The 26,505-nt window shown below is 59.9% G+C and carries 26 protein-coding genes; 10 read left to right on the top strand and 16 right to left on the bottom strand.

Annotated features, from left to right (window positions below):
• The 11 genes from E4662_RS19345 to E4662_RS19295 form a co-directional block, all read right to left on the bottom strand.
• A complete protein-coding gene (locus E4662_RS19345) occupies positions 1–1,473 on the bottom strand; it encodes a mannitol dehydrogenase family protein (protein WP_136443272.1) in 1,473 nt (490 codons plus the stop codon).
• A gap of 26 nt (positions 1,474–1,499) precedes the next feature.
• A complete protein-coding gene (locus E4662_RS19340) occupies positions 1,500–2,504 on the bottom strand; it encodes an ABC transporter ATP-binding protein (protein WP_136443270.1) in 1,005 nt (334 codons plus the stop codon).
• An 11-nt stretch (positions 2,505–2,515) separates the two neighbouring features.
• A complete protein-coding gene (locus E4662_RS19335) occupies positions 2,516–3,346 on the bottom strand; it encodes a carbohydrate ABC transporter permease (RefSeq protein WP_136443269.1) in 831 nt (276 codons plus the stop codon).
• 14 nt (positions 3,347–3,360) lie between these two features.
• A complete protein-coding gene (locus E4662_RS19330; RefSeq protein WP_136443268.1) occupies positions 3,361–4,224 on the bottom strand; it encodes a carbohydrate ABC transporter permease in 864 nt (287 codons plus the stop codon).
• A 122-nt stretch (positions 4,225–4,346) separates the two neighbouring features.
• Positions 4,347–5,651 carry an ABC transporter substrate-binding protein gene (locus E4662_RS19325; RefSeq protein ID WP_136443267.1) on the bottom strand — a complete coding sequence of 435 codons (1,305 nt, stop codon included), beginning with the start codon at positions 5,649–5,651 and terminating at the stop codon, positions 4,347–4,349.
• A 233-nt stretch (positions 5,652–5,884) separates the two neighbouring features.
• The gene (gene arsJ, locus E4662_RS19320) at positions 5,885–7,123 is read right to left on the bottom strand and encodes an organoarsenical effux MFS transporter ArsJ (protein ID WP_276606316.1); all 1,239 of its coding nucleotides are present in this window, start codon (positions 7,121–7,123) and stop codon (positions 5,885–5,887) included.
• Positions 7,120–8,118: an ArsJ-associated glyceraldehyde-3-phosphate dehydrogenase gene (locus tag E4662_RS19315; protein WP_136443265.1), complete on the bottom strand. Its 999-nt coding sequence runs from the start codon at positions 8,116–8,118 to the stop codon at positions 7,120–7,122. The genes arsJ and E4662_RS19315 overlap by 4 nt, the downstream gene beginning before the upstream one ends.
• A 3-nt stretch (positions 8,119–8,121) precedes the next feature.
• The gene (locus tag E4662_RS19310) at positions 8,122–8,928 is read right to left on the bottom strand and encodes an arsenate reductase/protein-tyrosine-phosphatase family protein (protein ID WP_136443264.1); all 807 of its coding nucleotides are present in this window, start codon (positions 8,926–8,928) and stop codon (positions 8,122–8,124) included.
• 81 nt (positions 8,929–9,009) lie between these two features.
• Positions 9,010–9,837, bottom strand: coding sequence for a shikimate dehydrogenase (locus tag E4662_RS19305; protein WP_136443263.1), 828 nt, complete (start codon positions 9,835–9,837; stop codon positions 9,010–9,012).
• An 82-nt stretch (positions 9,838–9,919) separates the two neighbouring features.
• Positions 9,920–10,567, bottom strand: a complete 648-nt coding sequence (gene maiA, locus E4662_RS19300; protein WP_136443262.1) for a maleylacetoacetate isomerase — start codon at positions 10,565–10,567, stop codon at positions 9,920–9,922.
• Positions 10,564–11,259 carry a fumarylacetoacetate hydrolase family protein gene (locus E4662_RS19295; RefSeq protein ID WP_136443261.1) on the bottom strand — a complete coding sequence of 232 codons (696 nt, stop codon included), beginning with the start codon at positions 11,257–11,259 and terminating at the stop codon, positions 10,564–10,566. The genes maiA and E4662_RS19295 overlap by 4 nt, the downstream gene beginning before the upstream one ends.
• 220 nt (positions 11,260–11,479) lie before the next feature.
• Here E4662_RS19295 and modA point away from each other — a divergent pair, with 220 nt between their 5' ends.
• Genes modA through E4662_RS19270 form a run of 5 tightly spaced genes read left to right on the top strand, consistent with a single transcriptional unit; the run spans position 11,480 to position 16,156 of the window.
• Positions 11,480–12,169, top strand: a complete 690-nt coding sequence (gene modA, locus E4662_RS19290) for a molybdate ABC transporter substrate-binding protein (protein ID WP_420819278.1) — start codon at positions 11,480–11,482, stop codon at positions 12,167–12,169.
• Positions 12,169–12,861: a molybdate ABC transporter permease subunit gene (gene modB / locus E4662_RS19285; protein ID WP_136443259.1), complete on the top strand. Its 693-nt coding sequence runs from the start codon at positions 12,169–12,171 to the stop codon at positions 12,859–12,861. The genes modA and modB overlap by 1 nt, the downstream gene beginning before the upstream one ends.
• Positions 12,858–13,940 (top strand): molybdenum ABC transporter ATP-binding protein, encoded by a 1,083-nt coding sequence (modC, locus tag E4662_RS19280; protein WP_136443258.1) that lies wholly within the window; start codon positions 12,858–12,860, stop codon positions 13,938–13,940. The genes modB and modC overlap by 4 nt, the downstream gene beginning before the upstream one ends.
• A 30-nt stretch (positions 13,941–13,970) precedes the next feature.
• Positions 13,971–14,636 (top strand): SDR family NAD(P)-dependent oxidoreductase, encoded by a 666-nt coding sequence (locus tag E4662_RS19275; RefSeq protein ID WP_136443256.1) that lies wholly within the window; start codon positions 13,971–13,973, stop codon positions 14,634–14,636.
• A complete protein-coding gene (locus E4662_RS19270) occupies positions 14,633–16,156 on the top strand; it encodes a cryptochrome/photolyase family protein (protein WP_206080316.1) in 1,524 nt (507 codons plus the stop codon). Before E4662_RS19275 ends, E4662_RS19270 begins: the two co-directional genes overlap by 4 nt.
• Here the strand turns inward: E4662_RS19270 and E4662_RS19265 are convergent.
• On the bottom strand, positions 16,153–17,613 hold the full coding sequence (locus E4662_RS19265) for an MORN repeat-containing protein (RefSeq protein ID WP_136443255.1): 1,461 nt from the start codon (positions 17,611–17,613) through the stop codon (positions 16,153–16,155). The genes E4662_RS19270 and E4662_RS19265 overlap by 4 nt on opposite strands.
• 150 nt (positions 17,614–17,763) lie before the next feature.
• Here E4662_RS19265 and E4662_RS19260 point away from each other — a divergent pair, with 150 nt between their 5' ends.
• From E4662_RS19260 to E4662_RS19250, 3 genes are all read left to right on the top strand, one after another.
• The gene (locus E4662_RS19260) at positions 17,764–19,425 is read left to right on the top strand and encodes an NAD+ synthase (RefSeq protein ID WP_136443254.1); all 1,662 of its coding nucleotides are present in this window, start codon (positions 17,764–17,766) and stop codon (positions 19,423–19,425) included.
• Between the two features lie 57 nt (positions 19,426–19,482).
• On the top strand, positions 19,483–20,646 hold the full coding sequence (locus E4662_RS19255; protein WP_136443253.1) for a mandelate racemase/muconate lactonizing enzyme family protein: 1,164 nt from the start codon (positions 19,483–19,485) through the stop codon (positions 20,644–20,646).
• A 75-nt stretch (positions 20,647–20,721) separates the two neighbouring features.
• Positions 20,722–21,282, top strand: a complete 561-nt coding sequence (locus E4662_RS19250) for a hypothetical protein (RefSeq protein WP_240705255.1) — start codon at positions 20,722–20,724, stop codon at positions 21,280–21,282.
• A 9-nt stretch (positions 21,283–21,291) separates the two neighbouring features.
• Here the strand turns inward: E4662_RS19250 and E4662_RS19245 are convergent, their stop codons facing one another.
• Together E4662_RS19245 and thpR are read right to left on the bottom strand one after the other, a co-directional pair.
• Positions 21,292–21,672 (bottom strand): metallopeptidase family protein, encoded by a 381-nt coding sequence (locus E4662_RS19245; protein ID WP_136443252.1) that lies wholly within the window; start codon positions 21,670–21,672, stop codon positions 21,292–21,294.
• A 38-nt stretch (positions 21,673–21,710) separates the two neighbouring features.
• Complete coding sequence (gene thpR / locus E4662_RS19240; RefSeq protein WP_168798024.1) at positions 21,711–22,238, bottom strand: RNA 2',3'-cyclic phosphodiesterase; 528 nt, start codon at positions 22,236–22,238, stop codon at positions 21,711–21,713.
• Between the two features lie 45 nt (positions 22,239–22,283).
• Here thpR and E4662_RS19235 point away from each other — a divergent pair, with 45 nt between their 5' ends.
• The gene (locus tag E4662_RS19235) at positions 22,284–23,501 is read left to right on the top strand and encodes an MFS transporter (RefSeq protein ID WP_136443250.1); all 1,218 of its coding nucleotides are present in this window, start codon (positions 22,284–22,286) and stop codon (positions 23,499–23,501) included.
• Here the strand turns inward: E4662_RS19235 and E4662_RS19230 are convergent.
• Entirely contained in the window at positions 23,488–24,429 is a 942-nt protein-coding gene (locus E4662_RS19230; protein WP_136443249.1) for a 1-phosphofructokinase family hexose kinase, read from the bottom strand. The two genes, E4662_RS19235 and E4662_RS19230, sit on opposite strands and share 14 nt — an antisense overlap.
• 110 nt (positions 24,430–24,539) lie before the next feature.
• On the opposite strand from E4662_RS19230, the gene gltX reads away from it, so the two are divergent.
• The gene (gltX, locus tag E4662_RS19225; protein ID WP_136443248.1) at positions 24,540–25,874 is read left to right on the top strand and encodes a glutamate--tRNA ligase; all 1,335 of its coding nucleotides are present in this window, start codon (positions 24,540–24,542) and stop codon (positions 25,872–25,874) included.
• A 10-nt stretch (positions 25,875–25,884) separates the two neighbouring features.
• On the opposite strand, the gene E4662_RS19220 is transcribed toward gltX, so the two are convergent.
• Positions 25,885–26,445: a gamma-glutamylcyclotransferase family protein gene (locus tag E4662_RS19220; protein WP_136443247.1), complete on the bottom strand. Its 561-nt coding sequence runs from the start codon at positions 26,443–26,445 to the stop codon at positions 25,885–25,887.
• Positions 26,446–26,505: the final 60 nt, after the last annotated feature.

Below are 26,505 nucleotides of genomic sequence, written 5' to 3'. Positions count from 1 at the left end.
TCAATCGCTTTCGACGAATCGGGCGAGCACCGCCTCGGTGCCATCGGTCCAAAGCGCATCGAGCCAAAAAGAGAAACGGTCCTTGAAAGCATCATGGGTTACAAGGTCGCCGTAAACAGCTCCTTGTTCAAGCCATGCTTGCGGTCGGGTTTTGGCCGTCGTGGCTTTTTGCGCAAGATCGTCCCAGTTTGGATCGTTGGGTTCGATAACGGTGCCAGACTCAGTCACGCCCGCACAGTACCGACACCATAGTGCGCAACACAGCGCAAGCCCGTCCCATTTTGCATCCGCCCCAATTGCATCGCGCAACGCTGGTATGACGAATTTCGGTTGCCGGTTGGATCCGTCTAGGCAAAGGCGGCGCACGGTGTCCCCGATCTTCGGATTGGAAAACCGCTCTTCGATCTTGTCGAAATAAGCGTTGATTTGCGTATCCGGCACTGGCGGGATCTGCGGAATGATTTCCTGTTCTTCGATCTTGCGCAGGAAGGCGCGGATCAGCGGATGTTCCATCGCTTCGTGAACGAAGTGTATGTCCATGAGCCCGGCGGGGTAGGCGATCACGGCGTGCCCCGCGTTCAGAATGCGCAGTTTCATCAGTTCGAAGGGAATCACATCCTGGACGAACTGCACCCCGGCTTTCTCAAGCGGCGGGCGACCCAGAGGGAAGGTGTCTTCCAGAACCCACTGCGTGAAGTCCTCGCAGAAAACGGGCCAGCCGTCGTCGATGCCAAACTCCTTGCTTAGTATGTCGCGCTCCCGTTCCGTCGTCGCTGGGGTGATTCGGTCTACCATCGCGTTGGGGAAGGCAACGTTTTTCGAGATCCATTCGGCAAAGGCAGGATCGGAAAGTCGAGCGAGCCCGGTCAGAGTGCGCCGGGTCACATCCCCGTTGTGAGGAATGTTGTCGCAGCACATGATGGTGAAGGGCGCGATGCCCATATCGCGACGCTTCCGCAACGCCGCAAGGATCAGGCCAAAGACCGTGGCCGGTGTTTTCGGGTTTGCCGTGTCGTGCTGGATCTGTGGGTGCGATGGGTCGAAGTTGTCATTGGCATCAAGAAAGTACCCGCCTTCCGTGATGGTCATGGAGACTATCCGAATGTCTTCCCCAGTCATGCGGGCGATGGTCGCTTCAGCATCCCCGGGCTCGATGAAATCAATCATCGAGCCTAAAACACGGGCTTCGGACTTGTCCGCCTCCTGCTCGACAAGCGCTGTCAGCCAGTCTTGCTGTTGCAGAATGGCGCGCCCGCGTTTTTCGCCTTCCAGAACGCCCGCACCAACAATGGCCCAATCCATCGCCTCGCCTTTGGCCATGAGCGCATCGAGATACGCAGCCTGGTGGGCACGGTGAAAATTGCCGACGCCAAAGTGCAGGATGCCCGCGCTTAACATGCTGCGATCATAGCCGGGATGGCCAACCGAACCCGGCAGATCAGGCAATGTGGCGTTGGAGAGTTTGATCGTCATGGGACTTTCCGGAAAGCTCTTGGGGTTCAGTCGATGCGCAGGCCGTCGGCACCGAACCGATGGATTTTGTCTTGCTCCGGTGTGAGGAAGACGGTGTCGCCGTGATGAGCGTCGAATTCGCCGCCAACACGTACGGTGATCGTCTCGTCAAGGCCGGTATCATGCACATGCAGGAAGGTGTCGGACCCGAGGTGTTCGGACACGCCCACGGTGCCTTTCCACGTACCGCCTTCTTTGGATGCGGTCAGGTGTTCGGGGCGAATGCCGATCGCGTGCGCATTGTGCTTCTTGGCTTCCTCGCCTTCGAAGATGTTCATCTTGGGAGAGCCGATGAAGCCGGCGACAAACCGATTGCGCGGAGCGCGGTAGAGATCGAGCGGAGAGCCGACCTGTTCAATGATCCCAGCCTGAAGCACCACGATCTTGTCCGCCATGGTCATGGCTTCCACCTGGTCGTGGGTGACGTAAATCATTGTCGTGTCGAGCTTTTTGTGAAGCTCGCTGATCTCCATCCGCATCCCGACCCGCAGCGCGGCGTCAAGGTTTGAAAGCGGCTCGTCAAAGAGGAATGCCGCCGGCTCTCGTACAATCGCACGGCCAATCGCCACACGCTGCCTCTGGCCACCGGAGAGTTGGCCGGGGCGACGGTCAAGATAATCCGCCAGGTTCAGGGCCTTGGCTGCGCTTTCAATCCGCCGCTTTTGCTCGTCTTCCGGAACACCGGCCATTTTCATGGGAAAGGCGATGTTCTTGCGGACAGTCATGTGCGGGTAGAGCGCGTAGCTCTGAAACACCATCGCCAGACTGCGTTTGGCAGGCGGAAGGGCGGTGGCATCGTTGCCGTCGATACGGATCTGACCCGAGCTGACATCTTCAAGACCGGCAATCAGCCGTAGAAGCGTGGACTTGCCGCAGCCCGAGGGGCCGACGAAGACAACGAACTCACCGTCTTCGATGGTCAGATCCAGAGGGGGGATGACGTTCACTTCGCCGAAGCTTTTGGTCACCTGGTCAAGGGTAATGCGTCCCATTGTGCTATTCCTTACTTCACTGCGCCGAAGGTGAGGCCGCGGACGAGTTGTTTCTGGCTGAACCAGCCCATGATGAGGATTGGCGCGATGGCCATGACGGAGGCTGCTGAAAGCTTCGCGTAGAAGAGACCCTCGGGAGACGAGTAGCTGGCGATGAAGGCCGTGAGCGGTGCCGCGTTGGCGGCAGTCAGGTTCAGCGTCCAGAAGGCTTCGTTCCAGGCGAGGATGACATTCAGCAGGAGTGTTGACGCGATGCCGGGGATGGCCATCGGGGTCAGCACGTAGATGATCTCTTCTTTCAGGGTTGCCCCGTCCATCCGCGCCGCTTCGAGGATTTCCCCCGGAATTTCGCGGAAGTAGGTGTAGAGCATCCAGACGATGATCGGCAGGTTAATGAGCATCAGGACGATCACGAGGCCAAAGCGGCTGTCGAGAAGGCCGAGTTTGATGAACAAGAGGTAGATCGGGTACAGAACGCCAACCGCCGGGAGCATCTTGGTGGAGAGCATCCAGAGCAGGATGTCCTTGGTCCGCTTGGAAGGCACAAAGGCCATGGACCATGCGGCGGGGATCGCGATGATCACGCCGAGGACGGTGGAGCCACCGGCGATGATGACCGAATTCCAAAGGAACTTCATGTAGTTGGAGCGTTCCTGTACCACGCTGTAGTTTTCCAGCGTCCAGTCGAAGAAGAACCAGATCGGCGGATCGTTGATGGCCTGGGCTTCGGTCTTGAAGCTGGTCAGGATGGTCCAGAGGATCGGGAAGAAGATCAGCAGGCCAACCGCCCATGCGAGCACCGTGTTGATCGTCTTGCGTTGTGTTGTGACAGAGCGTGCCATGTCAGGTCCTTCTCTCAGTCCAGGTTCTTGCCAACGATGCGCATCAGGAACATGGCCAGGATGTTCGCAAGGATGATGGCATACACACCGCCCGCCGAGCCGAGCCCGATGTTCTGGCTTTCCAGCACCCGCTGGAAGATCAGGTAGGACAATGTCTTGGTTCCAAAGGCGCCGCCTGTGGTGACGAAAATCTCGGCAAAGATGGCCAGAAGGAAAATCGTCTGGATCAGAACCACGATGGTAATGGCGCGGCTGAGGTGCGGCAGGATGATGTACCAGAAGCGCTTGAGCGCCGGGGCACCGTCCATTTCGGCGGCTTCAAGCTGCTCGCTGTCGAGAGATTGGATCGCGGTGAGCAGGATCAGCGTTGCAAAGGGCAGCCACTGCCAGCTGACGATCATGACAAGCGAGGGCAAGGAGGCTTGCGAGAGCCACTGGATCGGCTCAGCCCCGAAGAATTTCCAAAGGTGCGCAAAGAGCCCGTTGATCGGGTCCATGAACATGTTCTTCCAGACCAGCGCGGATACGGTGGGCATGACGAAGAAAGGCGCAATGACAAGGATGCGCACGATCCCCTGTCCCCACATCGGCTGATCCAGAAGGATCGCGAGCAGAACGCCAAGGCAGATGGTGATGACAAGCACGCCACCGACGATGATCAGCGTTGTCTGGACCGAGGGCCAAAACGCGCTGGAAGTCACGAACCGGACGTAGTTTTCGAACCCCACCCATCCCAGATCACCACCGCGCAGCGGCAGGTATCTCTTGAACGAGAAATAGAGGGTCATGATGAGGGGTACGAGCATCCAGCCCAGCAAAAGGACAACGGCAGGCGTCATCATCAAGCGGGCGGCGGATCGCGACTGTGCTGTCGCCATATCTATATCCTCCCTTTGGAGCGGGTGTTGTCCGCCGTGGGGCGGGGCTTGCTGATTTTGGCGAAGAGAAAGGGGATTACCAAGGGGCGGCGCGAGGACCGCCCCTTGGTTTTAGAGGCCGATCAACGGTAGCCAGCGGCTTCCATTGCGTCGTTTGTGATGGCCTGCGCCTTTTCAAGCGCCTCGTCGATGGACTGCTGGCCGGCATAGACCGCGGAGAACTCCTGGCTCACTTCGGTTGCGATACCTGCAAACTCCGGGATGGCGGCGAACTGAACGCCAACATACGGCGAAGGCTCGACGGTGGAGTTGTTCGGATCAGCCGACAGGATCGAGTCCAGAGTCTTCTGTGCGAAAGGCACCTTCTGGTACTCGGGGTTCTCATAGAGCGAGGTCCGTGCGCCCGGAGGCACATTTGCCCAGCCTTCTTTCGAAGCGACAAGTTCGATGTAACCCGTGGAAGTGGCCCACTCGATGAACTCTTTCGCAGCGGCTTCTTTCTGGGTGCCTGCCGGGATGGCCAACGCCCATGCCCAAAGCCAGTTGGACCGCTTGCCGAGGCCATTGTCAGGTGCGAGGGCAAAGCCAACGCTGTCCGCAACGGTGGAGTCGTTCGGGTTGGTCACGAAGGACGCCGCCACGGTGGCGTCAATCCACATGCCGCACTTGCCCTGTTGGAACAGCGAGAGGTTCTCGTTGAAGCCATTGGTGGCGAAACCGGCCGGGCCGCTCTCGTTCATCATGCCAACGTAGAACTCCAGCGTGTCTTTCCACGGCTGCGTGTCGAACTGTGCGTTCCAGTCCATGTCGAACCAGCGTGCACCGAAGGAGTTGGACATCGCGGTGATGAATGCGCCGCCTTCACCCCAACCAGCTTTGCCGCGCAGGCAGATGCCGTTGATTTCCGCGTCGCGGTCGGTCATCGCCGCAGCGGCTTCACGGATGAAGGACCATGTCGGTGCGTCCGGCATTTCCATGCCAGCTTTTTCCATGAGGTCGGTGCGATACATGATCATGGAGCTTTCGCCGTAGAACGGCGCAGCGTAGAGCGTACCATCATGGGACAGGCCGCCAGCCATGGCGGGCAGAATGTCGTCGACATTGTACTCTTCGCTGAGATCGTCCAGCGGGACCAGCCAGCCGTTTGCACCCCAGATCGGCGTTTCATACATGCCGATGGTCATGATGTCGAAAGCACCGCCCTTGGTGGAGATGTCCGTGGTAACACGCTGACGCAGAACGTTTTCTTCGAGCGTCACCCACTCGACAGTGTGACCGGTCTTGGCGGTGAAGTCGTCCGTCAGACCCTGCATGCGGATCATGTCACCGTTGTTCACGGTGGCGATTGTGAGATTGTCCGCAGAGGCCGCCATTGCGGTGGCCGTCAGCGCGGTGGCGCCCAGAAGAGCGCGGATGGTGGTATTCATTAGGTTCCTCCCGTTTTGAGCAATTGCTTAACTCACGGGCAAATATTCACATTGGATCGCCTTGGGTCAACAAGAAATACCGCTGCACTGCGGAAACAGGCCCGTTGAATGCCCTTAATGTATTGAAGTTGCGTTAGATTTCGAACGCAGATTTTTACGGAAGTGTACGACACTTCCGTTAGCGCAAACAGTACTGGGCGCTAAACTGCTCCGGAAAGCGCCGAATCCCGGCGTCAACCTTGGCGCAGTTTATGGGCTGCGAGGGCGCTGCACGTCACCATGGCCGCTGCAGTTCCGAGGCAAAGTGGCAACCCGCCAAGCTGATAGCTGGCACCGGAAAGTACCGTCCCGATCAGACGTCCCGCCGCATTGGCCATGTAGTAGAAGCCAACATCCATCGTCACGCGCTCACCCGTTGTAAAGGCGAGGATCAGGTAGCTGTGCAGAGAGGAGTTTACGGCAAACAGCGCGCCGAAAATCAAAAGCCCGACCACAAGTGCAATGGTCAGCCAGGTGGTGGGGGTCCCGGCCAGAAGGATCAGAACGGTCAAAGCCGCCGGGACCACGGCGAGTGCAAAAGCCCACCCGCGTGCAAGGTTGGTCAATTCTCCAATGCCGCGGTCTTTTGCTCTGAGCAGTTTTGGCGCGTTGGCTTGCACGATCCCATAGAGGATGATCCAGCCCGCCATGAAGGTTCCGATCGTGAAGAAGGCGGCCCTGTTTCCGTCTTCCGTTCCATCCGAAAGAACCGCGTAGAAATAGATCGGGATGCCCACAACGAACCAGACATCCCGCGCGCCGAAAAGAAAGACGCGGGCGAGGCTCAGCCAGTTGACGTTTGCGTTCTTGGAAAAGACTTCGGAAAACTTTGCATCCTTGCGTCCCCGAGGCAGACCGCCCGGCATCTTGAGGACCGCAGCAGCCAGGATCACCGCAAGTACGGCGGCCATGGACAGGATGGCAACCTGAAAGCCGAGCGTTGCCAAAAGTGCGGCCCCAAGCAAGAAGCCGAGGCCTTTGACCGCGTTCTTCGATCCGGTCAGAATGGCCACCCAGCGAAACAACCCGTCGCCGTCGCTCGGGGCGAGCAGTTTGACCGCAGATTTGGACGACATTTTCGCCAGGTCCTTGGCCACGCCCGAAGCCCCCTGAACCAGCATGACAAAAGCCACCGAGGCGGCAATGCTCCATTCCGGGTTGAGCTGTGTCAGCGCCAGAAGGGCGATCACTTGCAAGCCCAGCCCGGCGTAGAGCGTGGAGGTCAGGCCAAAGCGCGCAGCGATCCAGCCAGCCGACAGGTTGGTGATCACGCCCGCGATTTCATAGAGGACAAAGAGATAGGCCAGTTGCACCGGCGAGAAGCCGAGGCTGTGAAAGTGCAAAAGCACCAACATCCGCAACGCGCCGTCAGTGAGCATGAAAGCCCAATATGCCGCCGTCACCGCAACATAGGCGGAAAGCCCCTGTTTCACAGAGACTGTCCTACCATCAAGGCCACGTCCACAAGCCGGTGGGCATAGCCCCATTCATTGTCGTACCACGCATAGATTTTCACCTGCGTCCCGTTCACCACCATGGTGGATGGCGCGTCTACAATCGAAGAGCGCGGATCATTGGTGTAATCGGTTGAGACAAGTGGGCGGGTTTCATAGCCCAAGATGCCCTTGAGCGCGCCGTTTGCCGCGTCTTCGAAGAAACCGTTGACCTCTTCGGCCGTCGTCTCCCGCTCAACCTCAAAAACGCAGTCGGTCAGAGAGGCATTCAGCAATGGCACGCGGACCGCATGGCCGTTCAGCTTGCCTTTCAATTCAGGGTAAATCAGCGTGATAGCCGTCGCGCTTCCCGTGGTTGTCGGGATCAGCGAGTTCAAAGCAGACCGCGCGCGCCGCAGATCCTTGGCCGGACGATCGACAATCGTTTGCGTGTTGGTCACGTCATGGATCGTGGTCATCGATCCGTGTTTGATCGTCAGGTTTTCGTGGATGACCTTGACCACCGGCGCAAGGCAGTTCGTCGTACAGGACGCCGCCGTGACGATGTCATGCAGCGCTGGGTCATAAAGATCGTCGTTGACCCCCATCACGATGTTGGCGGTGTTCCCGTCTTTGACCGGAGCGGAGACAACAACCTTTTTGACCCCGGCGGCAAAGTACGGGGCGAGTTTGGCCTCTGTTTTGAAGGCCCCCGTGCAATCAATCACCACATCAACCCCTTCCAAAGGCAGATCTTCGAGATTTTTGGCATTGTGGACCGGCAGGGTCACGCCATCGATGGTGATGCTGCTGTCGTCATGCGAAAACGCGGCATCCCAACGGCCGTGTACCGTGTCAAACTCTAACAGATGTGCATGCATTTCCGGGGTGCCGACCGTATCGTTGATCCAGGCAACGGACGCGCCGCGGTCAAGAAGAGGCTTAAGGGCGAGTTTGCCCATGCGGCCAAGGCCGTTCAATGCGTAGGTGGTCATGGCTCAAGGCTCCAGTTTGGCAATGTCGTCGACCGCATGTTGCAGGTCGGCGCGTGACAGGGTGTTCAGTGGCAGGGCGGCAAAAGCATCAATCTTGCGACGCAGCGCCCGGTAGGTTTGTTTGAAAGCGGCTTTTCGGAATTTTTTATCCCCCTCCACTCCCACAGGATCCGGCAGACCCCAATGGGCCCGGATCGGGTTGCCCGGCCATTTTGGCCCTTCGGTGTTGGCGGCGCGATCACAGACCGTCAGGACAATGTCGGCGTGACGCAAGGTGTCGCCTACGTCTTCCAGAGGTTTGGCGCGCAAGGTCCCGGTATCGTGCCCTCGTTTTTCAAGCGTTTTCAGAGCAACAGGATTTGGCTCGGCGTATGGATGGGTTCCGGCGGAATAAACCGACATGCCGGGAATGTCGGCATCCCTGAGAATGGCCTCGGCCATCAGGGACCGCGCGGAATTGCCGGTGCATAGAAACACAACGTTCAACTGCCCCTTGTCAATTGGCGCAGGCTGCGGACAAAGATCGGGCCGTCCCAGGCAACAATCCTCCAGCAGATACCCAAACAGACCGGTCACTGAGTCCAGTTCCGCGCGGTACAGCAAAGACGTGCCTTCCCGGCGTTTACTGACCAGCTTGGCGTTATGCAAAGCGCCAAGATAAACCGAGCCTGTCGAAGGTTTCAGGCCAAGCGCAGACACGATCTCGCCAGCGGAAACATCGCCGGGATAACGCCGCATCAACAGCTGAAAGATCTCAAGCCGCTGAGGGTGGCTTAGGCAGGATAGTTGAGTTGCGATCAATGATTCCATAATTCATGAATTACTAAATTATAGGGCGAGATCAAACAGAAACCAATTAGGGCGGTGAAAGTGTGTGCCGCCTACCGGTTGCTACCGATCAAACGCGTCAAACCGTGCCCGCATGATGGCCGGATCAGGTTTCAACCCGGTGAAAATCTCGAAAGCATGTACCGCTTGATACAGAGCCATGGCACCGCCGTTTGCCGTTCGGCACCCGATCTGGCGCGCGGCCCGGAGCAGTTCTGTCTCAAGGGGGAAATAGACGATGTCCATGATCCAGAGATTCGGGCGAAGCAAAGCAGTGGGGATGGCCGTGCCGGGCAGCTTGGCCATGCCCATTGGTGTGGCGTTGACGATTCCTGCGGCGACGGAGGCGGCCCGTTTCAGATCGCGGACCACGACACCGCCAGTCTGGTTTGCCAAAGTCGCCGCCTGATCAGGGTTCACGTCGTGAATCAGCAATGATCCTGTCCCCATGCTTTTTAACGCATGCGCCACCGCGCCACCTGCGCCCCCGGCGCCAAGCAAAAGAACCTCGCGGAGATCGGCATCCGGGAGACTGTGCCGCATGCTTTCAGCAAAGCCGGAATAGTCTGTGTTGTGACCTATCCGCCTGCCGTCTTCAAAGCGCACCGTATTCACGGCCCCCATGGTTCTGGCGTCCTCTGACAGGCTGTCCAGATGAGCCAAGACCTCGGTTTTGAACGGATAGGTTATATTGAGGCCGCAGTATCCCTTGGCCTCGGCATCAGAAAGCAAAGCGCTCAGCGACGTTTCGGTCGGTCGTTGATCCGTATCGATCAGATCGTATTGGTAGTCCAACCCAAGCGCCTGCGCCGCCGCGAGATGCATTGCAGGTGTGCGAGAGGCTTGAATGCCGCTGCCAATCAGACCGACTATTACGGGGCTTTGCGACATGCCCACCTCTCTCTTTCTCGATGGTGGAACCCCGCTGCATGGCCAAACGCACGGCAACCTCGCAACGCACCCGATTCTCTGTTTACTCCGCGTCCGGCTGGTTCGGCGGGGCGGCTCGGGAAAAGGCATCCTCCCTGTCCAACGCCTCGAATATCCGGCCAATCGTCGGCCAGGGGTCCAGAGTGATGCCGAACCGTTTGTTGTTCCAGACCTGCGCGTAAAGACACACGTCTGCAAATCCCGGCGCCTCGCCGCCGCAGAAACGGCCTGTGTCCGGGCTGGCGGCCAGAGTTTTCTCCACGGCATCAAACGTCTCGGTGACCCAATGGGTGAACCACCGTTTTTGCCCGTCAGCGTCTGCGCCGAACTCGGAGGAGATGAACTGCAAGACCCGAAGGTTGTTGAGCGGATGTACCTCGCAGGCAATCATGTAGCCAAGTGCGCGTTGCCGGGCGCGTGCGACAGGGTCGGCAGGCAAAAGGGGAGGTTCAGGATAGGCGTCTTCGAGGTATTCGATGATCGCAAGGGACTGCGGCAACGCGGTGCCATCCGCCAGTTCCAGAACCGGAACCAGGCCAGCCGGATTCATCGCCAGAAACTCTTGGGACTTATGGGCGTTTTCCTTGAGCGGATAAGCGACGTATTCCGGCTCCAGCCCCTTGAGATTGAGCGCAGCCCGAAGCCGCGTCGACGTGGAAGAGCGAAAGTAGTTGTGCAGTTTCAATGTCATACCGGATCCCCAATCGTTACGGTGCAATCGCTCAGGCCGACCACAGACGCGGTGCAGACATCTCCGGGCTTCAGGGCGCCAACGCCCGCTGGGGTGCCAGACATGATCAGATCTCCGGGTTGCAGGGCGATGGAGTGCGACAGGATCGAGATCACCTCCGGGACGGACCAGATCAACTCTTCAAGATCAGCATCCTGCCTTGTCTCGCCATTGACCGTCAGTCTGATGGAGCCTTTGGAGGGATGGCCCACTTTTGAGACGGGGCTGATCGGACCAATGATCGCAGAGTTGTCAAACCCTTTGCTCCAATCCCACGGACGCCCCATGTCCTTGGCAACCTTCTGAAGATCGCGGCGCGTCAGGTCGTTGCCCGTGCCGTATCCCCAGACATGGTTCAGCGCGTCCGCTTCCGGAATGTTCCGTCCGCCTGTCCCGATGGCGACAATCATCTCCGCTTCGTAATGCAGGTTCTGTGTCTGCGGCGGGTAGGGCACGGTTTGTCCGGAATCGACAACAGCGTCGGCGGGTTTGGTGAAGAAGAAGGGCGGCTCGCGATCTGGATCCTTGCCCATTTCGCGGGCGTGCGCGGCGTAATTGCGACCGACGCAGAAAATGCGCCGCACCGGAAAGCGATCTTCGCTGCCTGTCACGGCAACAGAAGGATGCAGGGCGGGGTCAATGACAAAACCCATGTCGGGATTCCTTCGTTCTGTTCGCTCGAATGACGAGCCCGGTTGAACCGTAGTGCCAAACGCGGCGTCAGCACCAGACCCCGTGCGCTTCCGCGACACACCCGTAACCGCTGTTTTTCCGGCATTTCTGCGGTATAGATTTGGTCCAAGGACGAGAAAGGGCCCTCAATTGCGCTGTATGCGTTGGATTTGCCTCTGTTTTCTGATGCTCGGCGGGTCCGTGTCCGCCGAAACCGTGACCGTGTTCGCGGCTGCAAGCCTGAAGACAGCGATGGATGAGATCGAAACCGGCTTCGAGGCGGCGACAGGGCATGATCTCGTCATGTCCCTTGCGGGCTCTTCGTCGCTGGCGCGGCAGATCGAACATGGTGCACCGGCAGACGTGTTTCTGTCAGCCAACGAAGGCTGGATGGATCACCTCGGCGCGCTGGGTCTGCTGGAGCCGGGCACGCGGCGTGATCTTCTCGGCAATCAATTGGTTCTGATCGGGCAGGGTGAGCCATTGGAGCGGTTGACGGATTTGCCCGACCGGCTAGGCGAGGGGCGGTTGGCCATGGCGTTGGTTCAGGCGGTGCCTGCCGGGATCTATGGTATGGAAGCGTTGCAGATGCTGGGGATCTGGGAGGCGGTTCAATCTCAGGTGGCACAGATGGACAACGTTCGCGCTGCGCTCGCCCTTGTCGCGCTCGGCGAAGCGCCGCTTGGCATCGTATATGCAACCGATGCCGCCGCAGAGCCGGAGTTGTCGGTTCTGGCAGTTTTTCCGGCCAGCAGCCATGCGCCTATCCGCTACCCCGTCTCGCAGATTGCAGGGAGCGGCCCGGCCGCAGCGGCTCTCCTTGAATACCTGCAAAACGATGAGGCCCGCGCGATTTTCGAAGCGCAGGGTTTCACGGTGTTGGAGGATTGATGGACTGGCTCTCGCCGCAGGAATGGCAGGCGGTCACGCTGTCGCTCCGCGTTGCCTTCTGGGCCGTGTTGGTCTCCTTGCCGTTTGGCCTCTTCACCGCCTATGCATTGGCGCGCTGGTCCTTCCGGGGCAAACAGATCGTAAACGGATTGGTGCATTTGCCGCTGATCCTGCCACCGGTTGTGACAGGCTATCTGCTTCTTTTGACCTTTGGCACCAAAGCGCCGCTCGGTGCGGCTTTGCAAGACATCGGCATCGTTTTTGCTTTCCGCTGGACCGGGGCGGCGCTTGCGGCGGCGGTGATGGCCTTCCCATTGATGGTTCGGGCAATGCGGTTGTCGCTGGAAGCGATTGATCCAAAGCTGGAGGAAGCCGCAGCCACATTGGGTGCGTCCCGTGTTTGGGCCTTCCTGACCATTACCTTGCCGTTGATGCTGCCAGGGATCATCGCGGGAGCCATTCTCGCCTTTGCCAAGGCCATGGGCGAATTTGGGGCGACGATAACATTTGTCTCGAACATACCGGGCCAAACGCAAACCTTGCCGTCCGCAGTCTATGCATTCCTGCAAGTGCCGGGCGGTGAGGCCTCCGCCCTGCGCCTCGTGGGGATTTCCGTGGCCATTGCCATGAGCGCCTTGTTGATGAGCGAATGGCTGTCCCGACGGGCGGCAAAACGGGTGGGTGGCGCATGACCCTGTCCGTGCGCCTGCAGCACCGCTTCAATCGGTTGGAACTTGATGTCGAGTTCGACGCGCCAGCTGGGCTGACGGTGCTTTTCGGGCGGTCCGGCTCGGGCAAGACGACGATCGTGAACGCCGTGGCGGGGTTGCTGCGTCCGGACGCAGGGCGGGTTGAAGTGGACGGCCGCGTGCTGCTGGACACGTCGGAAGGCGTCTGCCTGCGGCCTGAGGCACGGCGGCTGGGGTATGTATTCCAGGAAGGGCGATTGTTCCCGCATCTGACGGTTTGGCAAAATCTCGGGTATGGCCGGTATTTTGCCAAGCGGCGCAAAACGACGGAACCCGGCAAGGTTATCGCCATGTTGGGGCTTGAAGAGCTGCTGGATCGTCGCCCGGGGGCCTTGTCGGGCGGTGAAAAACAAAGGGTTGCGATAGGACGCGCGCTCTTGGCTGAACCGGAACTGATCCTCGCCGATGAACCTCTGGCGGCGCTCGATGAGGCCCGCAAGGCAGAAATCCTGCCGTATTTCGAACGTCTCAGGGATGAGGCGCGTGTTCCTATTCTGTACGTCAGTCACGCGCCGGCTGAAGTGGCGCGTCTGGCGACATCCGTTGTCGCTTTGCAGGATGGACGTGTGGCGCGGCAGGGACCTGCGGTGGAGGTTCTGGCGGACGCCAACGTTTTGCCGGCTGGCGTGCGCGGCGCCGGGGCCATGCTGCACGCGGTTGTGGTGGCGCATCACGATGACGGCCTGAGCGAGTTGGAAGCGGGCGGTGTTCGTCTGCACGTGCCGCGCGTCGCGCAGCAAATTGGGGCCTCGATTCGGCTTCGGGTCCCGGCGCAGGAAGTGATCCTGGCCAAACAGAAGCCTGAAGGGCTCTCTGCCTTGAACATCCTTGCAGGCACGGTCGAAGCCATTCGCGAAGGCGGCGGGCCCGGAGCGATTGTGTCCCTGTCCACGCCCGCTGGGCGCGTGCTTGCGCGGATCACGCGCCGCTCGGCACGGGCAATGGATCTGAAACCTGGCTCAACATGCCACGCTGTTCTCAAAACCGTGGCTATTGCACCGGAAGATGTCGGCGGCGCTTGAATCGGCGATCCCCTCCGCTACCTCGCGGAGATGGAAAGAGCACTGATTATCGGAAGCAGCGGCGGGCTTGGATCGGCGATCTCGGCGCAGCTCAACGCAAATGGCGTCAACGTCACCGGACTTTCTCGGCGCAGCCACGGGTTTGATATCACCAATGAAAGCCTGGTCGAGACCCATTTGAACGCCTTGAACGGGCCTCTCGATCTGGTGTTTGTGGCGACTGGCGCGTTGGAGATCGAAGGCGCGCAGCCAGAGAAAAGCCTTTCGGCGCTGGATCCCAAAGCCATGGCCGATCAGTATCTTCTGAACGCAATTGGCCCAATGCTCGTGTTGAAGCACGCCGTGCGGCTTTTGCCCAAGGATCGGCCCGCCGTCTTTGCCGCCCTTTCAGCGCGGGTGGGGAGTATTGGCGACAACCGTCTTGGCGGATGGTACAGCTACCGCGCGGCCAAGGCAGGGCTAAACCAGTTGATGCATGGCGCCGCAATTGAACTGGCGCGCTCACACAAGCACCTTGCTTGCGTTTGCCTGCATCCTGGCACGGTGCGCACGGCCTTCACCCAAAAGTATCTCGGGCGGCATCCGTCTGTTCCTGCACCAGAAGCCGCCGAACGACTGGTCTCGGTGATCGAAGGGCTGACCCCGGCGCAAACCGGTGGGTTCTTCGACTATGCTGGCAAGGAGATTGTCTGGTGACCCGGCTGGTTCTGGTGCTCGGTGATCAGCTGACCGAAACCGTTGCAGCCTTGCGGACCGCGGACAAGGCGCGGGACGTTGTTGTGATGGCGGAAGTTGCGGCGGAGACGGAGTACGTCCCTCATCACCCCAAGAAGATCGCGTTGATCTTTTCCGCCATGCGCAAATTCGCCGCGCGATTGCGGTCGAACGGTTGGGACGTGCGGTATTCGGAACTGGACGACACGAACAACAGCGGGTCAATCGTTGGCGAGCTTCTGCGCCGGGCGGAGGAGACCGGTGCGCAGGAAGTTCTGGCAACGGAACCGGGGGAGTGGCGCTTGATCGAAATCTTGCAGGCTGCCCCGCTCAGGGTGTCCTTGCTGGAAGACGACCGCTTCATCGCTTCCCACAAGGCGTTCGAGACTTGGGCGCAGGGGCGCAAAGCCTTGCGGATGGAGTATTTCTACCGCGAGATGCGGCGCAAAACGGATCTCTTGATGGATGGGGAGCAACCAGAAGGCGGAAAGTGGAACTACGACCATGAAAACCGCAAACCCGCGCCGGATGAGGTGAATACAGCGCCTCTCCGGTTCCAACCGGATCACGTGACCGAAGAAGTGCTTGCTTTGGTCGATGCGCGGTTTGGCGATGGTTTTGGCACGCTGCGTCCCTTCCATTTTGCAACCGAACCGGAACAAGCCGAACGCGCATTGGCGCATTTCATCGAGCACGCCTTGCCGAAGTTCGGTGATTATCAGGATGCGATGCTGGACAGCGAGCGCTTTCTCTACCACTCGCTTTTGTCGGCCTATATGAACATCGGCCTGCTGGCCCCTTTGGACGTTTGCCGGGCCGCTGAGGCGGCCTATCGGTCCGGGGCCGCGCCGCTGAACGCGGTTGAGGGGTTCATTCGGCAGATCATCGGCTGGCGCGAATACGTGCGTGGGATCTATTTTCACGAAGGGCCAGACTATCCGCAGCGCAATACGTTGAAACACGAAAGAAAGCTGCCTGCACTCTACTGGGGTGGCGATACAAAGATGCGCTGTTTGTCCAAAGCTGTGGAGCAAACGCGCGACGAGGCCTATGCCCACCACATTCAGCGGCTCATGGTGACTGGAAACTTCGCGCTGCTCGCCGGTGTAGATCCGGCGCAGGTGCATGAATGGTATCTCAGCGTCTACATTGATGCCTTCGAATGGGTGGAAGCGCCGAACACCGTTGGGATGAGCCAGTTTGCTGATGGCGGGGTAATTGCGTCCAAACCTTATGTCTCATCCGGCAATTACATCGCCAAAATGTCGGACCACTGCGGATTGTGCGCCTATGATGTGAAGGCCAAGGTTGGAGAGGGCGCCTGCCCGTTCAACCTGCTGTACTGGCATTTCCTTGACCGCCATAGAGCACGGTTTTCGGGCAATGCCCGTATGGGTAACATGTACCGCACATGGGACCGGATGGACGCCGAGAAACGCTCGGCGATCCTCGCCCAAGCAGCAGAGTTCCTTGATCAGATGGACGATGGCGCGGTGGTTTAGTTGTCGTCCGACGCGGGCTGCGGGGTCTCCGGGTTTTGCGGTGTCACGCCGTTGGACGTAGTCGCCCCGTCCGCAGACAGCGCCCCGTTGATCCATTCTCCGCTGGCCTCTTCGCCGCTGGCATAACGCATGATCCCCTGACCCTGCCGTTTGCCATTGCGGAAGCTGCCCTCATAGACATCGCCGTTGGCATAGGTCGCCAGGCCCTGGCCAGAGATCTCACCCTTGTCCCATTCACCCTCGTACCGGAAGCCGCTCGCCATGACGATGGTGCCAAGGCCGTCCCGTTGCCCGTCGCGGAAGCTGCCTTCATAAACCGTGCCATCGGGATAGAGCGCTTTGCCGGTGCCATGCCGTTGCCCGCCGCGCCAGTCACCCTCATAGCGATAGCCGTCCGGTCGGAACATGATTCCTCTGCCGTCATTCTTGGCGTTCTTGAACGTACCCTCATAGGTCAGGCCGTTGGCATAGACCGCAACACCCTCGCCTTCGATCACCCCGTCGATCCAATCGCCTTCATAAGTGTCGCCGCTCGGATAGGTGATCTTGCCTTTGCCGTTTGCGAGATCCCCGCTGAACGCGCCCACGTAGATGGACCCGTCGGGATAGGTCACCTGTCCCTGACCTTCGATCTGACCGGTGATCCAATTGCCGGTGTAAGTATAGCCGTCCTTGCCAGTGAACGTGCCCGTGCCGTGGCGTTGATCGTTGTTGAACTCGCCATCGTAAATGTCGCCGTTCGCATAGGTGACCTTGCCGCGTCCCTCTCGGCGGCCATCCACCAAAGCGCCTTCATAGATATCGCCGTTGGGCTGGATCAGCTTGCCTTGCCCGTCCAGCTGGCCGTCCCGCCAGGTGCCTTCATAGATATGCCCGTCGGTAACTGTCAGTTGTCCGGAGCCTTCCCGCTCGCCATCGGCGACACGGCCCTCATAGATCGAACCATCCGGGTAAGTGATCTTGGCGGCGCCCTCCTTGACGCCGTTGATCCAGTCTCCTTCGTAGACATAACCGCTCGGCGCGGTCATCACGCCTTTGCCATGGTGCAGAGCATTGCGGAACGCACCTTCGTAGCGCACACCGTTTGCATAGACCGATACGCCCTGGCCGGTAATCTTGCCATCGAGCCAGGAGCCCTCATAGGTGCCACCATCGGCAAAGACGATTTTGCCAACCCCTTCGGGTTTGCCCTTCGCGAACTGCCCTTCGTAGACAGAGCCATTCGGGAACCGCGCTACGCCATTGCCGCGGATTTCTCCGTCGACCCAATCACCGGTGTACTCATACCCGTTTGGTAGGCGATACGTGCCGGTGCCGTGTTGAAGCCCGTCCTGAAACGTGCCTTCGTAGACGCCACCATCATCGTATTGCTTGGTGACGACTTCGCCGTCGGTCTGAGCCAGAGCCATGGAGCCAAGAGCGGCTGCGAGGGGAAATGTGATGCCTGCAAGCTTCATGCGCGTCCTGCCAGTTCCTGCGAAAGTCCTTGTTTCTGGTGCGGAAACGTAAAGGAGGGATGGAGATGGAGCAATCTCTTTTGCCGGTCGGGCTTCCCCCTGCGCGCGCATCTGCTATTTGAGCGTGGACGCATTCAAGAAGGACAGGGCATGAGTGATCATTTCCGCCTGACGCTGGCACAGCTGAACCCGACGGTCGGGGACATCAAGGGCAACATCGCCAAGGCCAAGGCCGCGTGGGACGCGGGCCGCGAGGCCGGCGCGCATCTTGTTGCGCTGCCAGAGATGTTCGCGGTGGGCTATCAGACGCAGGACTTGATTCTGAAGCCCGCCTTTGTGCGCGATGCCGTCGATCAGATCGAAAAGCTGGCTGCGGACTGCGCCGATGGCCCTGCGCTGGGCATTGGCGGTCCGTGCCCGGGAGAAGACGGAAAGCTGCACAACAGCTATTACATCTTGTCGGGCGGCAAGGTTCAGGCGGTCACGCACAAGTTTTTCTTGCCCAACTTCAACGTCTTCGATGAAGTGCGCCTGTTCTCGCGAGAGCGGATGCAAGGACCTGTGGCCGTCAATGGCGTGCGTCTTGGTATCCCGATTTGCGAAGATGCGTGGTATCCGGATGTGGTCGAGGCCATGGAAGAAAGTGGGGCCGAGATCCTCGTTGTTCCGAACGGCTCACCCTATTTCCGCAACAAGTATGAGACCCGGCTGAACCATATGGTGGCGCGGGTCGTGGAGACGGGTTTGCCGCTGGCCTATCTCAACATGTGCGGCGGGCAGGATGATCAGGTCTTTGATGGCGGTTCTTTTGTCCTGAACCCGCACGGCAAGCCAGCGGTGCAACTGCCGGTCTTTGACGAAGACATCGCGCATGTGGATTTTGACCTGACGCCCGAGGGCTGGCGAGCGCGGGATGGTGAGTTTGTTCAGCATCCCGATGAGTGGGAGCAGGATTACCGCGTCATGGTCGAAGGCCTGCGCGACTACTGCCGCAAGACGGGTTTCGGCAAGGTCCTGCTCGGCATGTCCGGAGGTATCGACTCGGCGCTTGTGGCGACCATTGCAACGGATGCCTTGGGCGCGGAAAACGTGCGCTGCGTCATGCTGCCATCGGAATATACCTCCGAGCACTCGCTGGAAGACGCGAAAGCCTGCGCGGAGGCCTTGGGTGTCCGTTATGATTTTGTCCCGATCAAGGAAGGGCGGGACGCGATCACCAACACGCTCGCCCCTTTGTTTGCGGGCACCAAAGCGGACCTTACTGAAGAAAACATTCAGTCGCGCCTGCGCGGCCTGTTGCTCATGGCGCTGTCGAACAAGTTCGGCGAGATGCTCCTGACCACCGGCAACAAATCCGAGGTCGCGGTGGGGTATGCTACCATCTACGGCGACATGGCGGGCGGCTATAACCCGATCAAGGATCTCTACAAAACGCGCGTCTTCGAGACGTGTCGGTGGCGGAATGTCAATCACCGGGACTGGATGGCCGGGCCGGAAGGGGAAGTGATCCCGGAGCGGATCATCACCAAGCCACCTTCCGCAGAACTGCGCGAGGATCAGAAGGACAGCGACAGCCTGCCCGATTACCCCGTGCTCGACGGCATCCTGACCATGCTTGTGGATGAAGAGGCCAGCGTCGCCGAGTGCATCGACGCAGGCTATGCGCGTGAAGATGTGAAAAAGGTCGAGCATCTGTTGTACATCAGCGAATACAAACGCTTCCAGTCCGCCCCGGGCGCGCGCCTGACCCGTCGTGCCTTCTGGCTTGACCGGCGCTATCCAATTGTGAACCGTTGGCGGGACGAAAGCTGACGGCGCCTTTGTGATCGCGGATCACCCCGGACGCCCCGCGCGTCCGGGAGGGGACACATGAAAATCACGAGCATTCGCAGCCACGTGCTGCAATACGATTTACCCGAGGAACTGGGGTATTCGCAGCAGTATTATGCCAAGCGCACCGCCCATATCGTTGAAGTATCGACCGATGAGGGGATCACCGGTTGGGGTGAGTGTTTCGGTCCGGGCCCGGTTGCCGTTGCCAACAAGGGAATCGTCGAAGGCGTGATCCAGCCCATGCTTCTTGGGCAAAACCCGCTGGACCGTGATGTGCTCTGGCACAAGGTTTATAACCTTCTGCGCGATCACGGGCAGAAGGGCATGCCGATGCAGTCCCTCTCCGGTGTTGATATTGCGCTTTGGGATATCGCCGGGAAGGTCGCGGGTTTGCCGCTGCATACGTTGATCGGCGGCGCGCACCGCAGACAGGTGCGGTCTTATGGGTATGGCATGATGCTCAAGCGGGAGAGCGTGGATGATCACGTCGCCCGCTTCATTGATGAGGCCGCCGCGATCCGGGACATGGGCTTTGCGGCAACCAAGATGAAAGTCGGCCTTGGCCCGCGCGAGGACGTGCGTCTGTGCGAGGCGGTGCGCCGCGGGGTCGGCGAGGACTTCCCTTTCATGGTCGATGCCAATCATTGTTACACCACGTCCGATGCGTTCTTTGTTGGCCGAGCGCTTGAAGAACTGGACGCTTATTGGTTCGAAGAGCCCGTCGCGCCTGAAGATCACGATGGGTATCGCGAACTGCGCGCAGGCCTGTCTGTGAACATCAGCGGCGGAGAGGCGGAGTTTGGCCGCTGGGGCTGGCGCGCGATTCTGGAGAACCGAGGGCTCGACATCGCGCAGCCGGAAGTCTGCGCCTTGGGCGGAATTTCGGAATACCTGCGCGTGCTTGCGCTCTGCCACGCCCATTTCACACCGGTGGTGAACCATGTTTGGGGTTCAGCCGTCGCCGTGGCGACAAACCTGCATCTGCTTGCAGCGATGCCTCCGATGCCCGGAGGCCTGAACCCTTGGGAACCATGGCTGGAGTTCGACACCACGGACAACCGGTTCCGCGACCAGTTGTTGCAGGAACCTTTGGATATTCAAAGGCAAGTGCGGGAGAAAAACGGGCTGGTTGACGTCCCGCAGGGGCCGGGTTTGGGGATCGAGCCCGACAGAGACTTTCTGCGCGCCTATGCCATTTGATCGCAGGCTGCGCGGCACGACTTGGCTGACACCAAATTGCGCGTATCATGCGGCGTTCCGACAAGAGAGGGCGCCATGATCATCCGTATTTGTATTTTTGCTGTGTTTGCCAGCTTGGGAGCAACAGCGCTTCCTGCCCAGATGACCCATGGCCATGGGCATTTGCACGGCGCGGATGGGACCGGTCATGATGAAATGACCATGCCGGGATTGCGCGGGCGCGATGCGACGCTGGAAGAGAGCGCAGAACTGGCGCTCATGTTCCGAAACTTTGACAAGATAGAACGCGAAGTTGAAAACCTGCCGAACGGGATTCGCACCGTGACGGTTTCGGATGATCCGGTGGTGATGGACGCGCTTGTGAACCATACGGTCGGCATGATTGATCGGGTGGGTCAGAAACGGGATCCGCAAGTGATTATCCAAAGCCCGACGCTCGACATCTTTTTTGAACGCTCAGAGGCGATCCAGTCTTTTGTGGAGATCACCGACGAAGGATTGGTTGTGATCCAGACCTCCGAAGACCCTGAGGTGGTCGCTGCGTTGCATGTCCACGCGGCGGAAGTCACGGCCATGGCAGAGCAGGGGATGCACGCGGTCCATCAGATGATGATGCAGCGCTCGCAAGACCATTAACGCGCCTCGTTATTCCCACCAGCGGTCGATTGTGGCGATGTCGGCGTCGCTCCAACCGAAATGGTGGGCGAACTCGTGCACAACCACGTGGGTGATCAGGTCTTCAAGCGCAACGTCTCCCCGGCTGCGCCATTCTGCGAGGATCGGCTGTCGGAACAAGGTAACCGTGTCGGGCCATGGGGCTGGGTCCATGACGCTTTTTTCCGTCAAGGGTGTGCCGGAATAGAGGCCGGTCAGGTCCAGCGGGTGATCGATCCCCATGTCCTGCAAAAGCGCGGCGTCCGGATAGTCCTCCACGCGCAACAGCACGCTTTGCGCCGCCTCCCGGAACGCGCGCGGGAAGGCGTTAACCGCGTCTTGTGCGATGCGAAGGAAATCGACGACCGTCATGGCTCAGATATGGGGCTGGGGATGTCTGAACGGAAGGGTCAGGACAGCGGATACGTGGCGAGCGTTTCGTAGATCGCGCCGCTTTCATGCAAGGTCGATTGGATCAGGCTGAAGCTGGTCACGGAAAAGGACGGAATTTGAAGTGCGCATAGTGCACCAAGTGCCGGTCCGGGATCCCCGCGCCCCGGCAACCGGGCGAGCGTCACATGTGGTCTAAAGCGGCGGCGTTCGAGTTGGATGCCCGCGCCACGCAGGCGGGCGCGAATGCGGTCATGAAGTTCGTGCAGCGGGGCCTCGCCATCGGCTTCAAGAGCGATGGCCTGCCCGTGCCTGCCGCCGTAGACCGTTGCCCCGTTCAAGGACAAACCAAACCGAGGCGCCCGAATGGTTTCGAGCCCTTCATGGGCGGCTTGCACCGCATCTTCCGGCACGTCCCCCATGAACGCCAGAGTCAGGTGCAGGTTTTCTTCCGGCACGCGGCGTATGTCGCCGGGCAGCTGGTCCATGACGTCCGCAAGCGCTGCGACAGTGCTGTCTGGTAGGTCAAGAGAGATGAATGCGCGCATGATCCCTAGCTGACACAGCTTGGCGTCTGTTGCTAGGGTCGCGGCATGAACGCATTGTTTCGCAATCGGAACTACCTGCGCTTGTTTGCCGCGCATGGGATTGCCTTGGTGGGAACCGGGCTTATGACCGTGGCGCTCAGCCTGCTGGCCTTTGATCTCGCCGGTGAAGGCGCCGGCGCCGTTCTGGGATTGGTCTTCTTTATCAAGATGGTGGCTTATGTTGTGATCTCGCCTTTGGCTCAGGCCTGGGCCGTTATCCTTCCCCGCCGTGCAGTTCTGATAGGGTCCGACATCGTTCGGCTTGCAGCGGCGCTCAGTCTGCCTCTTGTCACGGAAGTTTGGCAGGTTCTGTCGCTTGTGTTTGTCCTTCAGGCGGCCTCGGCCTGTTTTACGCCGACGTATCAGGCGGTGTTGCCGGACGTCTTGCCCGATGAAAGGGACTACACCCGTGCATTGTCTCTGTCCCGGCTGGCCTATGACCTGGAAATGCTTGTCTCACCCGCTCTGGCGGGCCTGCTGCTTCTGATCATGCCGTATTCGGCGCTCTTCGCAGGAACTGCGCTGGGTTTTTTCGGCTCGGCGCTGCTGATTGCCCGGAGCCGAGTTCCTCCGCTTGATCGTTCAATTGAGCACCGACCGTTTCGGGAGCGCCTGACCCGCGGTGTAATGTTGTTCCTTGCTGTGCCGCGGTTGCGCGGATTGCTGGCACTGGACTTTGCCGTGGCCTGTGTAGTGGCCTTTGTTCTGGTCAACACCGTGGTTCTTGTGCGCGGGACATTCGGGGCGGGAGAAGGCGCGCTGGCGCTGGCCATGGCCTGTTTCGGTGCCGGATCGATGGCAGCAGCGCTGGCTCTGCCGCGCGTTCTGGAACGTTTCGGCAACCGGAGGGTCATGCTGCCAGCGGGCTTTTGTCTTGTCGGTTTTGGCGGTTTCGGCGGATTGCTTCTTGTCGGCATGGACCTGCCGCCCGTGTGGCTGTGCCTTGTTCTTCTGACGGGAGCGGGCCTGTGCTACGCAGCTGTGCTCACGCCAGCGGGCCGATTGCTCACACAATCCGGCAATCAAGACGAAAGGCCTGCGCTGTTCGCCGCGCAATTTGCCCTGAGCCACGCCTGTTTTCTGATTGCCTATCCGCTGGCCGGGTGGGCGGGTCGCGATATGGGGATGGGGGGCTGCCTACTTCTTCTGTCTGGTATGAGCCTTGCGGCGATGCTGGCGGCGCTGCGAGTCTGGCCTGCGCGGGCGCCGGTCAAAGCTGCGTAAGATGTGTCACCGGCAACATGCGCGCATAATCGGCTGGCAAGCAAAGCTGCGTCCCTTTGCTTAGGACCGCGGCAGAGGCCGCAGCGGCGCCCATGCGCAGCGCTTGTTCCGGGCGTTCTCCATTCGCCAATCCCATGACCATACCGCCGACAAAACTGTCCCCTGCGCCGATGGCACTTACGACATTGTCGTTGGCGGCATTGACGTGCCAGAGGCCGTCTGGCGCGGCCATGACGGATCCATCCGCGCCGCGCGCAATGACAACGCATTCTGCCGCGCCGCGCTGGCGCAGAGTTTCGGCGAAATCGGCGCTGTCTTTCTTGGATTCGAGCGGCAAACCGGACAACTCGCGCGCCTCATGGCTGTCCATGCGCAGGATGAACGGGGCCGGGGCCTCACCTTTTGCCGCGCTTTCCAGGTGTGGACCGGAGGTGTCGATGATCACGCGACGCGGCAGCAGGCGCGCCGCGGCTTCGGACAGGAAGCCAACCTGCGCACCGGGGGGCATGGATCCGGAGAAGACGATCAATGTGTCTTCGGCCGTTGTTTCGGCGATCTGGTTTAACACCGCATCCAGTTGTTCAGAAGTCCACACCGGACCTGTCAGCACAAACCGATACTGATCCCCGCGCGACTCGTCTGTCACGGAAAAGCTGTGCCGCGTGTCTCCGGGGGCCTCTACGCGACACCAATCAAGCTGCATCGCATCAAGAATGCCGCCCAAGGCCGCCCCGTTTGGTCCACCCAAGGCCACCAAAGCCTGCGCCTTGCCGCCCAGTTGCGTCACCGCACGCGCCACGTTTACACCGCCGCCGCCCGCCTCGGCGGTCTCCGGAGCGCAACGCAGCTTGCGATTGGGCTCTACGCAGGCCGCGCTGGTGGCCAGATCGAGGGCGGGATTGAATGTGACCGTCAGAATCTTCGTCATGGAAACCTCTTTGTTACCGTTATCATGGCAACGGAGGGGGATAGGCGAAAGCCCAATCTGGACAATTGGCCGCTCTTATGAAAACACGCGCCGGATCAGGAGACATTGCCATGACCGTCACTCGTTTCGCGCCCTCGCCCACCGGATATATCCACGTCGGCAACCTGCGCACCGCTCTGTTCAACCACCTCATCGCCCGCAGAACCGGCGGGCAATTCGTGCTGCGTATCGACGATACCGATCCGGAGCGCTCGAAAGAGGAGTATGTTGACGCGATCAAGCAGGACCTTGAATGGCTCGGTCTGACATGGGACCGCATCGAGCGCCAGTCGGAGCGGCTCGAACGCTATGAGGCTGCGGCGGACAAGCTGCGCGAGATGGGGCGGTTTTACGAGGCGTGGGAGACGCCGACGGAACTGGACCTCAAGCGCAAGAAGCTGCTGAACATGGGCAAACCGCCGGTCTATGACCGCGCGGCACTGGACCTGTCAGATGAGCAGAAGGCTGCGCTGCGCGAAGAGCGTGGGAACGGAGTCTGGCGTTTCAAGCTGGATCATGAGCGGATCGCATGGGATGACGGCATCCTTGGCGAAGTGTCGATTGACGCGGCATCCGTGTCCGATCCGGTGCTGATCCGGGCCGATGGTCAGTTCCTCTATACGCTCGCCTCCGTAGTCGATGACATGGAAATGGGTATCACCCATGTTGTGCGCGGCAATGACCACGTCACCAACACGGCCACCCAAATTCAAATGATCACAGCGCTGGGCGGCACGCCGCCGTCCTTTGCGCACCATTCTCTCTTGACCGGCCCGCAAGGCGAGTCCCTGTCGAAACGTTTGGGCACGCTTGCTCTGCGGGACCTGCGCGAAGCCGGGATCGAACCCGAAGCGCTGCTCAGCCTGATGGCCCGTCTTGGCTCCAGCCAGCCGGTTGAGCTGCGCGCGTCCATTGAAGAGATTGCAGACGGCTTTGAGCTTGAGCAGTTTGGCTCAGCCCCGACGAAATTCGATGTCGAGGACCTGAAGCCGCTGACCGCCAAGAAACTGCACGGCCTGCCGTTTGACGCGGTTCGGGCGGAGGTCGAGGCGCTGGGCGTGCCTGCGGAGAAGGCTGAGTTGTTCTGGGAAGTCGTGCGCGAGAACATCACAACCCGCAAGGACATCGCCCCTTGGTGGACCCTGTTCCGCGATGGCGCGGAGCCTTTGGTTGCAGACGAGGACAAGGAGTTCATTGCCGAAGCCATGACCCTGCTGCCCGAGCCGCCCTACACGGACGCAACGTGGGGTGAATTCACTTCGGCGGTCAAAGAGGCCACGGGCCGCAAAGGCAAAGGTCTGTTCATGCCGCTGCGCAAGGCGCTGACCGGGCAGGAGCGTGGGCCGAACATGGGCGACGTGATGCAACTGCTCGAAACTGTGCCGGCGAAATCTCTGGCTCAGTAACGATCCGAGGTCAGCGGACCACGCGGCAGCCATACTCCCGGAGCAGATCCGCAACGAGGGCGGTTTCGTCTTTGGTCAATGTCTGTGCCCGGGAGTAGACGGGTTTGGCCCGGTCATCCAGGATCGGGGCCTCCCACCCGTCGGTTGTCTCAAAGAAATCTCGCACACCGGATTCGCCAAAGACCCGAAGATAGCCTTGCAGGACCACTTCTAGGTAGGACATCAGAACAGGGTGATCGGCATCGGGGCGGTGCAGGTCATCGGGATGGATGGCGTAGATCGCCACCTCCGCCGCGCCTGCGCCATGCTCGATATGATCGTTCGCTGGCAGACGTTCATAAGCCGCTTCCCGCAAATCCAGCGCGGCCCAGCCATCCTGTGGCACCGGCGCAATCAGCCCGTCGATGCTTTTGCCCGGCGCGCGGACGGCTGTCAGATAGGCCACCCTGCGCCGCGGCGTGTAACGCCATGCCCGAATCCAGCCATTTGCCGTGGCCTTGTGAACCGGGTTGAAGCCATGGGTTGCTATGTTGACCAGCGACCCATAGCCAAAGAAATATGTATCCTGCATTGAGATTTAGGGGTCTCGCTTGATGTGAATCAATCCGCCGATTTCGGGATGTTGTATGAA

Source organism: Pacificoceanicola onchidii, from assembly GCF_004804335.1.
Lineage (GTDB): Bacteria > Pseudomonadota > Alphaproteobacteria > Rhodobacterales > Rhodobacteraceae > Pacificoceanicola > Pacificoceanicola onchidii.
The sequence above is the reverse complement of the archived record's forward strand: the minus strand, read 5'-3'. Positions and strand labels throughout refer to the sequence as shown.